General features: G+C 37.3%; 12 protein-coding genes. All 12 read left to right on the forward strand.

What is annotated here, in order from left to right; genetic code table 11:
- Positions 1–139 precede the first annotated feature (139 nt).
- The 12 genes from IGK82_RS05265 (at position 140) to IGK82_RS05320 (ending at position 15,849) form a co-directional block, all read left to right on the forward strand.
- Complete coding sequence (locus IGK82_RS05265) at positions 140–1,630, forward strand: helix-turn-helix domain-containing protein (protein ID WP_002380194.1); 1,491 nt, start codon at positions 140–142, stop codon at positions 1,628–1,630.
- Positions 1,581–2,255, forward strand: a complete 675-nt coding sequence (locus IGK82_RS05270) for an AP2 domain-containing protein (RefSeq protein WP_029660011.1) — start codon at positions 1,581–1,583, stop codon at positions 2,253–2,255. Before IGK82_RS05265 ends, IGK82_RS05270 begins: the two co-directional genes overlap by 50 nt.
- Before the next feature lie 257 nt (positions 2,256–2,512).
- Positions 2,513–3,403 (forward strand): metallophosphoesterase, encoded by an 891-nt coding sequence (locus IGK82_RS05275; RefSeq protein ID WP_002384670.1) that lies wholly within the window; start codon positions 2,513–2,515, stop codon positions 3,401–3,403.
- 291 nt (positions 3,404–3,694) lie between these two features.
- On the forward strand, positions 3,695–4,606 hold the full coding sequence (locus tag IGK82_RS05280) for an ABC transporter permease (protein WP_002382199.1): 912 nt from the start codon (positions 3,695–3,697) through the stop codon (positions 4,604–4,606).
- Between the two features lie 14 nt (positions 4,607–4,620).
- Positions 4,621–5,502, forward strand: a complete 882-nt coding sequence (locus IGK82_RS05285; RefSeq protein ID WP_002357901.1) for a carbohydrate ABC transporter permease — start codon at positions 4,621–4,623, stop codon at positions 5,500–5,502.
- A 17-nt stretch (positions 5,503–5,519) separates the two neighbouring features.
- A complete protein-coding gene (locus tag IGK82_RS05290; protein WP_010709358.1) occupies positions 5,520–7,115 on the forward strand; it encodes an ABC transporter substrate-binding protein in 1,596 nt (531 codons plus the stop codon).
- Positions 7,116–7,171: 56 nt separating this feature from the next.
- Positions 7,172–7,765 carry a DUF624 domain-containing protein gene (locus IGK82_RS05295; RefSeq protein WP_002357898.1) on the forward strand — a complete coding sequence of 198 codons (594 nt, stop codon included), beginning with the start codon at positions 7,172–7,174 and terminating at the stop codon, positions 7,763–7,765.
- A complete protein-coding gene (locus IGK82_RS05300; RefSeq protein ID WP_016622261.1) occupies positions 7,758–8,675 on the forward strand; it encodes an acetylxylan esterase in 918 nt (305 codons plus the stop codon). The genes IGK82_RS05295 and IGK82_RS05300 overlap by 8 nt, the downstream gene beginning before the upstream one ends.
- Positions 8,656–9,420: an endonuclease/exonuclease/phosphatase family protein gene (locus tag IGK82_RS05305; protein ID WP_016622260.1), complete on the forward strand. Its 765-nt coding sequence runs from the start codon at positions 8,656–8,658 to the stop codon at positions 9,418–9,420. Before IGK82_RS05300 ends, IGK82_RS05305 begins: the two co-directional genes overlap by 20 nt.
- Positions 9,421–9,424: 4 nt before the next feature.
- On the forward strand, positions 9,425–11,575 hold the full coding sequence (locus IGK82_RS05310; RefSeq protein ID WP_002391620.1) for a glycoside hydrolase family 3 N-terminal domain-containing protein: 2,151 nt from the start codon (positions 9,425–9,427) through the stop codon (positions 11,573–11,575).
- Between the two features lie 17 nt (positions 11,576–11,592).
- Positions 11,593–14,868 (forward strand): GH36-type glycosyl hydrolase domain-containing protein, encoded by a 3,276-nt coding sequence (locus IGK82_RS05315; protein ID WP_016622259.1) that lies wholly within the window; start codon positions 11,593–11,595, stop codon positions 14,866–14,868.
- Positions 14,869–14,883: 15 nt separating this feature from the next.
- A complete protein-coding gene (locus IGK82_RS05320; protein WP_002363772.1) occupies positions 14,884–15,849 on the forward strand; it encodes a LacI family DNA-binding transcriptional regulator in 966 nt (321 codons plus the stop codon).
- Positions 15,850–15,855: the final 6 nt, after the last annotated feature.

Consider the following 15,855-nt stretch of genomic DNA (forward strand, 5'->3'; position numbering starts at 1 on the left):
TTAAAATAATACTTTTCTATGAAGATTCCTAAATATTGAAAGAATCATTTTTAAATTTGTGGAAAAAATAAGCAAGATTGACACTCACGTCTTGTCAAAAAAATAGATACTTAAGGCGTGATAGTTTGGAGTTGAAAATGTGACTACTTTGTTAGATGAATTATTAGACCAAGAATTCCGAGATAAATTACTTATTTATCAAACTTTTATGAATAGTGAAGGTCCATTATTAAAAGAAGAATTTTATGGATATTTTGATTTATCCACTCAAAAGTTAGAATCGTTGTGCCGTCAAATAAATTATGAATGTACACAGATTTCTTCAAGGAGTCAAATTCTTTTTCCAGCTAAAGGACTGATTAGTGCGCAAAAATTATCGCAAATTGATTATCAAGCCTTAAGAAAATATTATTTTGATCAATCACTAATGGCCAAGTTGCTTCTTGATGTGGGCCTCTATCAAAAGCACACGATTCAAGAATTTTCTCAAATTCATTTTATGAGCAAAAGCAAAATTTATGCCTTCTCGTATAAACTAAATCTGATTTTAGCTAATTGGCATATTAAATTAAAGTCAACAGGCTTGGTTGGAGAAGAGAAAAATATCCGAAGTTTTTGTTTTCAATGCTTGTATTATTTTTATGGAAGTAATCAAGAAAGGCTGCCTAACATTTTGCTGGAAAATAGTCCTGGCATTAAACGATTTATAAACGATTTACAACTGATGTATCAAAGAACGTTTAGTCTTAATCAAAGCGCACAACTATTTATTCTTTTAACGATCCAACGTTTTCGTGTATTTTCTGATCATGTAGTGGACTCTTTTACGGAAGTTCATGTGCCTAGCTGTTTACAGCACGCGTTTGAAAAAATCTATACAAGCGAAACACCTCTTTTTAAAGAGGATTTTGGCAAAGAGACTTCATATATTTTTCTTTTTTTAAGTTTAAATGAATACATTGATAGTCCGATTGTTTTTCCAGATAAGTTAACCATGTTAGACGAATTTATTGATCATATGAATAGTGTTATTCCTTTCTTTGAAAAGCGAATTACGGTGGAAACAAAAGAAAAATTAAAGTTGATTTGTTATCGCTGGGACCGCCTATACTTTTCGGTGGCTGCATTTATTCCCGCCAAGCAGAGCAGTTTCTTTGAAGAGAGGTTTCCTCAAATTCATCGTGCCTTAGATGGTTTTATACAAAAGACAGAGTCGCTGCATCAAAAACGATTTTTAATGTATGAACGCGTGCATCTATATTATGATTTTATGTTTTGTTTGTTAAATGACCGGTCTTTTTGCGCAATTGAAAAAACGATTCATGTATTTGTTGATTTTTCTGGTGGGGAGGATTATAACCGCTTTATTGCAAAAATTATTGCTTCTTTCAATTATATGGATGTCATGATTGATCACAAATTAACCTTAGAAACCGATTTGTATTTGTCCGATTTTTATAGTTCGAAAGTACGGTGTCGTCAATTGACATGGCGTCATTTGCCGGAAACAAAAGATTGGCAAGTATTTGCTGAGGTGGTCAGAGAACTAAGAAAGGGAGAGACTCAGAAAAATGAGCACTATGAGAGAGACCCAATCGAGATGTGGCGAGAACAAGAATACGAAGGATAGTCAATTGAGACAAGCAGTTAACTATAATGACTTAACTGGTCAAAAGTTTGGTGAGTTGACAGTAGTAGCACCAACAGCAAAAAGAAAAGAAGGGCTGATTGTTTGGGCCTGTCGCTGTTCTTGTGGGAGCTATGCAGAAGCTTCAAGAAGACAACTAATTCGTGGGTATCGAACCAAATGTGCGCACCATCGCTATCAAACAATGTTGAAAAAAAACTATCATGAATTAGTCGTGGTACGGATCGAAAGTATTCAACAGACAATGAAAGCGTATTGTCTGTGTTCGTGCGGACAATCTTGCTGGGTTCGCTGTGAAAATTTGTTGAATGGCCATACCAAAAGTTGCGGTCATCGTAAAAAGAAGGATTACCGACAAAGAGTTGCTGGCGTAATTCCAGGGAAGTTACAAAGTAAACGCCCCAAAAATAATAGCAGTGGACACAAAGGAGTGAGCCAGACCGCTTCTGGGAAATGGCTGGCTTATATCTCTTTGAAAGGCAAGCGCCATAACTTAGGTATCTTTACGAAAAAAAGTGAAGCAATTTTAGCAAGAAAATTAGCAGAACGTCGTCTATTTCAACCAATTTTACAACAAGAAATAGTGGCTACAAATAAGGAAGTTTAGCAACAGAGAGGATGCGAAAGATGTTAGCAGGCTTATTTTCAGTAACTGGAATGATTTTATTGGGGATTTTATTTTGCTTAATTGGTTATCAAACGTTTCGAAAACATCATCATTAAGAGAAGAATGTTCTAGCTAGATAATTTCATCGACAGATGAAATTATCTAGCTTTTTTTATAAAAAAGCTAAGAAAAGGATAAGAGATTGTGGAAATTCTTTAGGTTGTTTAACAAAGCCTTAATTTCCTTTGTTTTAGATTGTGGTTAAGAAGATTTTTCTCTATACTAAGTCTTCGGAAATCAAAGAAAAGAAAGGAGCGAGTGATGTGGTTAAAAAAATTGGTTTAAGTATAATGCTCTTATTTTTTTTCTTAATTATCGCACTCCCAATCTATGCGTGGAAGATTGAGCCGAATTTAGTTCACGTTAATCAGGTGACTTTGGGAAAGAAAAATCAACGAGAACCATTGAATGTTGTGCAACTTTCGGATATACAAGTTTCAGAATTTTATGAGACGAAGCGGTTAGATAAAGTCATAAAAAAAGTCAATCGTGAAAAACCAGATATTATCGTTTTTACAGGTGATTTATTTGACAATTATGCCAAAAATCCGCAACAAAAAGAACCGATGATTGAAAAGTTAAAACAGTTACAAGCGACAATTGGAAAATATGCAGTTTGGGGAAATCATGATTATGGTGGCGGTGCTTCTGCGGTGTATGATGAAGTCATGGAGGCCAGTGGCTTTACCGTTATGAAAAACCAAGGAGAAACAGTAACCTTAGCAGATGGACGCCGTCTTTTTATTGGTGGTTTAGATGACTCGTTATTAGGAAATCCTTCCGTTTCAGAAACATTATCCTATCGAGAAACGTATGACTATGCGTTATTAATGACCCATGAACCAGATGTCGCGGATGCATTTGTTGGTACGGGTACACAGTTAGTTTTAGCAGGACATAGCCATGGCGGACAAATTTGGATTCCTTTTTATCCAATCACAAATGTTTTAGCAGAAAAGTATACCAGAGGATTGTATCAGTTGGACCAAGAAACGCAACTATATGTTAATACAGGCTTAGGAACGACCGCCATTCATGCCCGTTTTGGGGTGATCCCTGAAATTACACATTTTACTATCTATATTTAAAAAGTCTGGTCAATCCGACCAGACTTTTTTCTGTTATTTAACAGAATTATTTTTAAGAAAAAGATGTTCATATTTTGGTGAAACGTTTCTATAAAATGCTTTAAAATATCTAGAAAAGAGTATTTTTATGGAAAAAGAAGCAGGGGAAATAATTTCTTTATAAATGGTCTATAGCGCTTTTTAATGCTGTTATTTTTAAATAAAACCATAATGTAAGGGTTTACAACCGTTTGAAGTGAATGTATAATCTGTTTGTAGAAACGTTTCACTAAAAAGAAAGGAACCCTGCTTATGAAAAAACTAAAAAAGTTTTATGATCAGCGGCAATTGCATTGGATGGTACTTCCGGGTGTAGCATTCATGATTGTCTTTAACTACATTCCAATTTATGGAATTATCATTGCTTTTAAAAATTATACGATTGTTGATACGGTTTCTTCTGCACCATGGGTTGGACTTGAAAATTTTCGAATCATTATGGAAGATAGTTTTTTTTGGGAAGCAGTTCGTAATACCTTAGCGATTAGTTTAATGAAACTTTTTTTAGGATTCGCTATTCCGATTATCTTAGCGGTAATGATTTTTGAAATGAGAGATGGACATTTAAAAAAAGTGATTCAGACAATTTCTTATATTCCGCACTTTTTTTCTTGGATCGTTTTAGGCGGGATGTTGATTTCGTGGCTTTCAACAAATGGCTTTATCAACCAAGTCATGATGTCGTTAGGCTTAATGAATCAGGGCGTCAATCATTTGTTAGATCCTGATAAGTATTGGTGGATTGCTGTTCTTTCTGATTTGTGGAAAGAAGTAGGTTGGGGCACGATTCTCTATCTTGCTGGTATGTCTCGCATTGATCCAACGTTTTATGAAGCCGCGAGAATTGATGGTGCTTCAAAATTAACACAAATCCGAACGATTACTTTGCCCTTATTAGCGCCGATTATTTCGTTGAACTTAATTCTAAATGTTAGCGGTTTATTGGGATCGAACTTAGATCAAACGTTGGTTTTAATGAATGCTCAAAACCAAAACAAATCAGAAGTAATTAATTCATTTGTTTATCGTATGGGGCTAACGCAAGGGGACTTTTCTTATGCGACGGCAGTTGGTTTAGGGATTTCTGTTATTTCAATTGTTTTATTAGTCATTACAGATCGCATTACTAGAAAAATGAACAATGGTCGGTCGGTTATTTTATAAAGGAGGCAACAGCTGTGATTAAAAGAAAATCAAAAGAAAACAAATGGTTTTACTTTTTCAATACGTTAATTCTTGTGTTGTTTTCTTTATTAATTATCGTGCCAATTTGGAATATTTTAGTTTCCTCAGTTTCGTCAAGTTCGGGTTTAGCCGGTAAAGGCTTGGTTTTATGGCCGAAAGGATTTACGCTAGAAAATTATCGGAAAGTTTTTTCGGATAGTAGCATTCCGCGAGCGTTTTTGATTTCTGTTTTAAAAACAGTCATCGGTGCGTCGACGCATACGCTGTTCTGTGCAATTGTTGCTTATGGACTTAGTAAATCTAGACTAGTCGGGCGTAATATTTATACAACGATGGGTGTCATTACAATGTACTTTGGTGGGGGCATGATTCCCACGTATCTTTTGATTAAGTCATTAGGACTCTTAGATACCTTCTGGGTATATATCATTCCAGCTTTATTTAGCTATTATGATGTAGTTATCTTAATGAACTTTTTCCGAGAAATTCCACCATCTTTAGAAGAATCCGCCAAAATAGACGGCGCCAGTGAGTTTCAAATTTTTTATAAAATCTTTTTACCTTTAACAAAACCGGCATTAGCCACCATTATTTTATTTAATGGGGTAGGTCAATGGAATGACTTTATGACCACGAAATTATATATTACCAAAGAATATCTGTATCCATTGCAGATGAAAATTTATGAAATTATTGTTCAATCAAACTTGAGTACCATGACAGAGAGCGGCAGTACAGATATGGTGGTGCAGGCAACGACACGTGGTGTTCAGCTGGCAACAATTGTCATTACAACGATACCAATTTTAATCATTTATCCATTACTACAAAAACACTTTATCGGCGGTATGATGGCCGGTGCAGTAAAAGAATAAAGAAAGTAGGGAACAATATGAAAAAAGTTTTAGGCGGTTTATTGGTGGCAACGGCGGTCGTTAGTTTAGCGGCATGTAGCGGTGGGGAAAAGAAAGCCTCAGATGTCTCAATTAAGGATCGGTATGAATTAGATGAAAAGACGCCTGCTTGGAAGTTAGATAAGAAGAAAGAACCGACCAAGATTAAATGGTATATTAACTCAGATTGGACGGCGCTACCTTTTGGGAAAGATGTGACCACTGCGCAGATTAAAAAAGACTTAAATGTGGATATTGAATTTATTTCCGGCGATGATTCAAAATTAAATGCCATGATTTCAAGTGGAGATATGCCTGATATCGTGACATTAACTGAAAAAACTGGACAAGCAGCATTGAAAGCAGATTCTTGGGCCTATTCTTTAAACGATTTAGCTAAAAAATATGACCCCTATTTAATGAAAGTTGTTAACCAAGATACGTTTAAATGGTATGCCTTAGAGGATGGAAAAACATATGGTTACCCTAATTACTCTAATACAAAAGCGGATTATGAAAGTGGAAATATCCCAGTAAATGATAATTTTGTTATTCGTGAAGATGTCTATAATGCATTAGGCAAGCCAGACGTTTCAACACCAGAAAATTTTGAAAAAGTCATGCAACAGATTAAAGAAAAATATCCTGAGATGACCCCAATGGGCTTCACCACAGTGGGCGATGGTGCAGGACCATTTTTAGACAAATTACAAGACTTCTTAGGTGTTCCTTTAGAGGATAAAAATGGTAAATACTATGATCGAAATTTAGATAAAGAATACTTAGAATGGTTAAAAACATTTAATGATGTTTACCGAGCAGGAAATATTAGTGATGATAGCTTCACAGATGATGGGGCGACGTTTGATGAAAAAGTGAAACAAGGAAATTATGCAACCATGCTCGTTGCTGGAACCAGCGGTCAAGGTGGGAACTTTACAGAATTTATGAAAAAATCTGGCACACGTTATATAGCCATTGATGGACCAAGTAGCACTTCTGGCCGAAAACCAACATTAAATCAAACCGGCATTTCAGGTTGGTTAAGTAATTACATTACGAAAGATGCGAAAGATCCAGCGAAAGTCACTCAACTATTCACATATTTAATTGATGAACCAGGACAAATTTTAACAAAATATGGCGTTGAAGGAGTTACTTATGCGTACAATGATCAAGGAAAAATTGATTATTTACCAGAAGTGAAAAAATTAGAACAAACAGACAATGATGCCTATAACAAAAAATATGGCATTAGTCGTTTCCTATACTTTAACAATGATCGTGTTAATAAACTAAAAGTGCCAATGGAAAGTGCTTTAACGCAAATGCAAGAATGGGGCAAAGGAAAATTAGTCCCACATTTCGTAATTGAAAATATTAATCCAGATGCGGGAACGCCGGAAGCTCGGGCGAATGAAGCGATTGAAACCAAACTAAATACAACCGTTATTTCAATGATTCGTGCGAAAGATGATAAAGCCTTTGACAAATCTTTAGAAGACTACAAAGCATTCTTAAAATCAAATAAATGGGATGCAATTGAAAAAATAAAATCTGAGAAAATGGCGGAAAACAGAGACAAACTTAAGTAAGAGAGGAGGAGAGAAAAGCGGATAAAGCAACGAGAAATCCGCTTTTCTCTTTTAATATGAATAAGCTATTTGCATATGAAGGTTGGTATTATCGGATTTTTTCTTTTATTGCCAACTTGATCATTATTAATTTTCTCTTTTTAATTACCTGTATAACAGGCATCTTTAGCGGTGTCGGCTTAATTGCGTTGTATCGAACGATCTATCGTTTGTATCGTGAAAAAGATATTCCTGTTTTGCGAACGTTTTGGACAGCATTAAAAAATAACATCATGCGAGGTTTTATTTTAACAGGTGTCTTGTTCGTTGCTTTTTTACTGGGCGGTATTGTCGTAACAAGTTTATTTAAAATAGCCACTAGTTTAGGTTTCTTAGCTATTTTTCTATTAAGTTTTGTTGCATTATTTTTGACGAGTTTTCTTTTTCTCTTTTCCGTTTTTAATTGGTCCGTTAAAAAGACACTAGGTGAGACGGTTTATGTGGTCTTAAGTAATAGTGCAAATGCGATTATTTTGTTTATTTTACCTCTTTTAACGTTTGTTTTTTTCTATAAGCTTAATTTGTTTTTATATATTGCGTTAGGATTCGGGACAACGGCTTTTCTTCAAGTTGCGTTTTTTCAGAAAGTGTTAGGTGTGGAACATGAATGAGTATTTTGAGTTTTGGGAAAAGACAAAGGAAGAACTTCAAAAAATACCGCTAGATATCCATCGGCGGGTCATTGACTATCCATTGGAAAATGTTCAAGTGGAACAGGTCGACTTTTTAAGTTTCCTAGGTGAGCGCATCTTTGGCTATTTGTTACTTCCTAAAACGGCGGGGAAACAGCCAATAGTGATTGACTGTTTAGGCTATATGAATCATATTCAAGAACCTTGGCAATTTGCTCATTGGACACAAATTGGTTGTGCTTGTTTTGTCATTGATAATCGAGGTCAAGGGGGATTAACCAAAGATCGCGTGCCATATCAAACAATTTGGCATGAAGCACCAATGGGACGAGGATTTCTAGACAAAGAAGATTGGTACCAACGCCGCTTGTTTGCCGACCATTTACGTAGCGTAGAAGTGGTGCGGACCTTTACTGAAATTAATCAGGACCAAATCATTCTTCGTGGTGGTTCCCAAGGGGGTGGCGTAGTGTTAATGGTGAACAGTTTAGTCGACTTCCCGATTTTAGCTACTTTTGCAGATGTTCCAAGTCATTCTTGTTTAGAAAATAGAGTAGCAGAAGGAACGGGTTCGTATCAAATTATTCATCAGTACTTACAAGAGCATCCTCAAGCGCATGAAAAAATTGCCGCAGTCCTTCCTTATTTTGATAGTCGTCACTTTGTTTCGCAAATTAAAAATCCAGTCTTTGCTTCTGTTGGGAGTCACGATCCGATATGTCCAATGAAAGATTTTTTCCCTTCTTATCATCAGATAAAGGCAAGAAAAGCAGTCAGAGTGTATTGGAAAAAAGGCCATGGCGGCGGTGAAACAACCCAGATCCGTCGTGAGATGCGTAAAATTCAACAACTATTGCAGGAGGTTAAAAATGAAAATAGCTACGTATAATGTCCGGGTAGATACAGAGTATGACCAAGATTGGCAATGGTTTTTTCGTAAAGAGGCTGTTTGTCAGTTAATTAATTTTCATGATTGGAGCCTTTGTTGTATTCAAGAAGTACGACCGAATCAAGTCAGGGATTTAAAGGCGTATACAACATTCACCTGTCTTTCTGCGGAAAGAGAAGGGGATGGTCAAGGAGAAGGACTAGCGATTCTCTATAACGAACAAAAAGTTAAGGCTATTGATACAGGGTATTTTTGGTTATCTGAAACACCTCAGCAGCCAAGTATCCATCCTGAAGCTGGCTGTCCAAGAATTGCTTTGTGGGGACTATTTAAGGAAACGACTCAAAATACGCCTTTTTTAGTCATCAATGTTCATTTGGATCATATTTCAGCTCATGCTCGTTTAGCAGGAATGACCGTTATCTTAGAGGAGTTACATGACAAAATTGCACAGTATCCAACTTTATTAATGGGCGATTTTAATGCAGAGTCGGGGGAAGAGGTTCATCAACTTGTTCAAAAAAAATTTCAAGATAGCAAAAATTTAGCTACTCATTATGGCCCAAGAGGAACATTTCAAAATTTTACTTACACAAAGCCTTGGGCGGAATTAGAAGAAATTGATTATATTTATGTAAAAGGTTGGCAAGTACAGCAAACCGCAAGTTTAACAGATAGTATCGATGGACGTTTTCCCTCCGACCATTTTCCTTTAGAAGCAGAAGTATGTATTGAAGAAAGGTGAGAGTATGAAAGAAAATCAACTGATTCAATTAGTCGAAGAAATGACAATTGATGAGAAAATTAATCAATTATTACAATTAGCAGCAGCGTTTTATTCAGATAAAGCAGAAGAAAAGACCGGCCCTATGTCAGAGCTAGGACTAAGTCAAGAAACGATTGATACGGCGGGGACAACACTAGGTGTTTCCGGTGCAAACGAAGCAAAACGTGTTCAAAAAGAATATATGCAAAATCATCGATTAAATATTCCAACACTTTTAATGGCGGATATTATTCATGGTTTCAGAACCATCTTTCCGATTCCTTTGGCTTTAGGAAGCACTTGGGATGAAGCAGCGGTTGAAAAAATGGCGGAGATTTCAGCAAAAGAAGCTGCTGTTTCAGGATTACATGTAACCTTTTCACCAATGGTTGATTTAGTGCGCGATCCACGTTGGGGACGTGTCATGGAGTCAACAGGTGAAGATCCATTACTCAACAGCCGCTTAGCTGCTGCAATGGTTAGAGGTTACCAAGGAGAAAATTTAAAAGAGGACAATTGGCGAGTAGCCGCGTGCGTGAAGCACTTTGCGGCATATGGTGGTGCCTTAGCTGGTCGGGATTATAATACGGTAGATATGTCTGAACGGCAGCTAAGAGAAATGTATTTACCTGGCTATAAAGCTGGATTAGATGCGGGTGCAAAACTTGTCATGACGTCCTTCAATACAGTGGATGGGATTCCTGCTACAGGCAACCAATGGCTGTTTAGAGACGTATTACGAAATGAATTTGGCTTTGAAGGGGTTGTGATTTCAGACTGGGGAGCGATTAAAGAATTAATTCCTCATGGCGTTGCCAAAGATGAAAAACAGGCAGCAGAATTGGCTATCAAAGCTGGTGTAGATATTGAAATGATGACCACGTGTTATCCAGATTATTTAAAAGAATTACTTGAAGAAGGCCGGATTGCTGAAACACTTATTGATGAAGCAGTTATGCGAATTTTAAAACTAAAAAATGAGCTAGGCTTATTTGAAAATCCCTATCGTGGTGCGGATGAACAAGCGGAAGCAGAAGTGATTTTAAGCAAAGAACATCGAGAAATAGCTAAAAAGATTGCTCAAAAATCAATGGTTCTTTTAAAAAATGAAAATATTTTGCCTTTTACACCGCAAGAAAAAATCGCGCTTGTCGGCCCAGGGGCCCAATCACAAGATATTTTAGGGGCTTGGTCATGGCAAGGAAAGAAAGAAGAAGCCATTTCCCTCGTGGCTGGGGCCCAAAAATTAACCACAAATCTTCTAGTTGCCCAAGAACCCTTTGATTACTTTGAACCGACCGCGGCGGCCATTGAAGAGGCTTTAACGTTAGCTAGTCAAGCAGATAAAGTAGTAGTGGCACTAGGCGAAACAGATTGGATGAGTGGGGAAGCTGCCAGTCGCAGTGATATTCGTCTACCCGAAAAACAATTAGCGGTAGTTGCACAAATTATTGAGAAAAATCCCAATGTTGTTGTCACGGTCTACAGTGGCCGGCCCTTAGATTTGCAAGGGATAGATGTTGCAAAAGGAATTGTGCAAGCTTGGCAACCTGGAACAGAAGGGGGCAATGCGCTAGCAGAAATTTTGTGGGGACAGTACAATCCAAGTGGTCGTTTAAGTATGTCGTTTCCAGAAACGGTTGGTCAAGTGCCAATTTTTTACAATGTCGACAATACTGGGCGTCCTTATGAGTCAGCACCAGAAGAAAAATATGTTTCTAAATATTTAGATGTCTCTAATTACGCTAAATATCCCTTTGGATTTGGCTTAAGTTATAGTCATTTCTCTTATCAACCAATTCAACTAAGTGCATTAACATTTACCAAAGAACAACCAGTCACGGTCTCTGTTTTAGTAAGAAATAACAGTCCAATCGCTGGAGAGGAAACCGTGCAATTTTATGTACGTGATTTGGTGGGACAAGTGGTTCGCCCAATTAAAGAGTTAAAAGATTTCCAAAAAGTTTGGCTGGAACCAAAGGAAGAAAAAGAAGTTCAGTTTCTTCTTTCAGAGGATATGGTGCGCTATGTTCATTCAGACAATCAGGTAACCAGTGATGCAGGTGAATTTATCGTAATGATTGGTGGAAATAGTCGCGATGTACAAACCGCAACAGTCACGTTAAATGAATAAGATGGGAAGGATAAGTTATGCAGATAAAGAAGCTTAAGCAAGCAGACACAGTTGCTACATTTCTAGAGACAGGTGATTTAAAAGAATTGAATAGCTGTGGCATGATGATTAATCAATTAGAAGGTAATCCTTTAGACGGCAGTATGAACCAACTCTATTTGCGGATAATTACAGGGGACACAATTAATTATCGACCAATGATTGGTTCCAACAGTCAAAGTGATTTTTATCTTTCAGATAACCAATTGACATGGCGGGGCGAATTTGAAGCGGTTCGTTACCAAGTTGACTTTCGTTTGGGGCCAAGCAATCAATGGTTCTGGCGGGTTAATGTCACTGGAACTGGCTTAGTAGATATTGTTTATGGTCAAGATATTGGCTTAGCGACCAAAGGAGCCGTTCAGTCAAATGAAGCGTATGTGTCGCAGTATCTTGATCATCACATTTGGCAAGAGGGCGAAGAGCTTGTTGTTTTATCGAGACAAAATCAACCGCAAAATGAGAAGTTTCCAGCCCTTATTCAAGGGAGTTTTCAAAAATTAGTAGGCTACTCAACGGACGGCTATCAATTTTTCGGACGTTCATTTAAACAAACAAACACACCAGAAGCATTGGGGAAAAGATATTTAGCAAATGAAGTCTATCAATATGAATTTGCTTACACCGCTTTACAAACGGAAGCCGTCCAATTAACGAATGAAAGTAAGGAATTTGTTTTTTATGGTGCGGTAACAGAAACACATCCGCAAGCATTAGCTGAACCTTTTTTATCGAAAGAAGCCTTCCAAGCTATTTATGAAACTGTGACATTCGATTCATTAGAAGAAACACAGGACTCTCCTACGAAACTTTTAGGAGAACCTATCACAGGAAATCCATTAACAGAAGAAGAGTTGGCCGCACTTTATCCCCTTCAGACACAAATTGAAAAAGTAGCAGGTCAGACGTATTCCTTTTTCACGGAAAATTACCATCATGTTGTTCTTCAAGAAAAAGAAATTGCCATGGAAAGAGCGCATGGCCACATTTTATTAAGTGGTAAAGGCTTAACGGTTGACGAACCTTTGCTTAGTACGACAGTGTATATGTATGGCATTTTCAATTCACAAGTAGTTTTAGGAAATACGACCATGAACAAATTAATGAGTAATAGCCGAAACGCTTTAAACGTTATGAAACGCTCTGGTCAACGAATCTACATTTTAGAGAATGGCTTATGGCGCTTACTAACAATGCCTTCTGCTTTTGAAATGGGGTTGAACTCTGCTACGTGGTATTATAAGTTGCCAAAGGACACAATTCGTGTACGCACCTTCACTTCGCCTGATTCAAGAGTGATTCAATTGGAAGTGACCAGTCAAAAGGATGCATATATGTGGGCTGTTTCTAACCATTTGTTATTAGGACCGGAAGAAGTACCAACCTATCAATTAGAACAAACTGGCAAAACGCTTCGAGTGACGGGAAATCATTCTGCTACAGAAAATTATTACCCAGAACTAACCTATACATTGACAGTTGATAAATCATTTCAAGTAACCGATAGCACATTATTTGGTGGAGCTGAAGCGGACTTATTAGTCTTGGCAATCGAAAAGACCCAAAAATTTTCACTACTTATTACGGGCAGTATAGAGGACCAAGCATTAGTTAATACACCATTAGATTTTGAAAAAGCAGAAAGTCAATATTTGGCATTCATTAATGGCTTGTTGCATCATTTTGAGTTAACACACACAGACTCAAGTGTGCAGCAAATGAATCAATTAACTCGTTGGTATACTCATAATATGCTCGTTCATTATTTGTCGCCACATGGCTTAGAACAATATGGTGGAGCAGCTTGGGGCACACGAGATGTGTCGCAAGGACCGACAGAATTTTTCTTTGCGACGCAACAGCCTAAGATCGTGGCCTCCATTATTCAGCATCTATTTGAAAATCAATTTGAGGACGATGGCAACTGGCCGCAATGGTTTATGTTTGACCGATACGAAGAACAAAAAGCCAGTGAAAGCCATGGCGATATTATCGTCTGGCCGTTGAAAGTAGTGACTGATTATTTGGAACAAACCGCAGATTATTCAATCTTAGCTACGGAAATCCCTTATACAAGTCGCAAAGATAATCACAAAACAAAAGAAACAGCATCTTTATTTGAACATTTGAAAAAAGAAATAAATTATATTGAACAACATTTTTTACCAGAAACTTTTCTATCCTGTTACGGTGACGGCGATTGGGATGACACGTTACAACCTTATGATAATCGTCTTAAAGAGCAAATGGCTAGTAGTTGGACCGTTGCCTTAACGTATCAAGTATTGAAAAAATTTGCGGCTTTAATTACGGAAATCGATGCTACTTATAGTCAGCACTTAGCAATTTTAGTCGCAGGAATAAAGAACGATTTTCAAAAATATATGTTGGCGGATGAAACGATTCCAGGGTTTATTTATATGGAAACACCAGAAACTTTTGAACAAATGATTCACCCAAATGACCAAAAAACAGGGATTCAATATCGATTATTGCCAATGACTCGTAGTATGTTAGCTGAATTATTAACACCGGAACAAGTAAGTCATCATTTAGAAATTATTGAAAAAGAATTAACGTTTCCTGATGGCGTGCGTTTAATGAACAAACCAGCGAACTATCGAGGCGGTGTGAGCACTAATTTTAAACGAGCAGAACAGGCGGCTAATTTTGGTCGCGAAATTGGCTTACAGTATGTTCATGCGCACATTCGCTATACAGAAGCGATGGCGAAAATTGGTCAGCGAGACAAAACCTGGCAAGCATTAATGCAAATCAATCCAGTTCAATTAAAAGAAGTGGTTCACAATGCAGAGTTACGTCAAGCCAATGCCTATTTTAGTAGTTCCGATGGCGATTTTAAAACAAGGTATGAATCACAAGAAAATTTTGGTAAACTAAAAGATGGAAGTATTGGGGTAAAAGGTGGCTGGCGAATTTATTCAAGCGGGCCGGGAATTTATTTAAATCAATTAATTACAGCTGTTTTAGGGATTCGGCAAAAGGCACAAAGCGTGGTTTTTGATCCCATGTTACCAGAAAAATTGTCTGGTTTAACACTAACTTACCAATTGTTTGATAAACCTGTCACATATAAATTTTATCCAAATCAGTCAGCGAAAATAGTTATCGATGGTCAAGAAGTTCCGTTTAAGTTTGAAGAAAACCCTTATCGAGAAGGGGGAATGGAAGTTCAAAAAGACGAGGTGCTTTCATTATTAAATGAAGCAAGTGTTATTGAAATTTACCATTAGAAAGGAGAGTAGTCCATGGTAGGAATTAAAGATATTGCAAAAAAAGCAGGCGTATCAATCTCGACCGTTTCTTACGCATTGAATGGTAGTTCAAAGGTAACTGAAGAAACACGAACGCGCATCCAAGCAATTGCTGAAGAGCTAAACTATGTTCCTAACATGGCCGCTCGCACATTAAAACGTCGTCAAACTAATATTATTGGTGTCTATTTGGCCGATTATGGCGGTAGTTTTTATGGTGAATTGTTGGAGGGGATTAAGAAAGGCTTAGCACTGTTTGATTATGAGATGATTGTCTGCAGCGGTAAAAAGTCACATCTTTTCATTCCTGAAAAAATGGTGGATGGGGCAATTATTTTAGATTGGACATTTCCAACAAAAGAAATTGAAAAGTTTGCTGAACGTGGCCATTCGATCGTTGTCCTTGATCGAACCACTGAACATAGGAATATTCGGCAAGTTCTCTTGGATAATCGTGGCGGTGCCACGCAGGCAATTGAGCAATTTGTCAATGTGGGTTCAAAAAAAGTTCTTCTGCTTTCTGGACCAGAAAAAGGTTATGATAGCCAAGAACGATTGGCTGTTAGTACACGAGAATTAACTCGTTTTGGGATACCTTATGAAATTATCCAAGGCGATTTTACCGAACCTTCTGGCTATGCGGCTGCTAAAAAAATTTTGAGTCAACCACAGACAGAACCAGTCGATGTTTTTGCTTTTAATGATGAAATGGCGATTGGTGTCTATAAATATGTTGCAGAAACAAATTACCAAATGGGGAAAGACATTCGGATTATTGGTTTTGATAATTCTGAACTAGGTGCGTTTGTGCAACCGCGATTAGCAACAATTGCCTATTCTAAACATCGATGGGGCATGGTGGCTGCAGAGAAAATTATTCATTTAATGCGGGGAGAAGCTGCTGAGAGCGAACACATTTACACACGTTTTATAGAAGGAGAATCTTTTCCGTCTGAATAATAAATA

The sequence above is a fragment of the Enterococcus sp. AZ197 genome, from assembly GCF_050556405.1.
GTDB classification, from domain to species: domain Bacteria; phylum Bacillota; class Bacilli; order Lactobacillales; family Enterococcaceae; genus Enterococcus; species Enterococcus faecalis.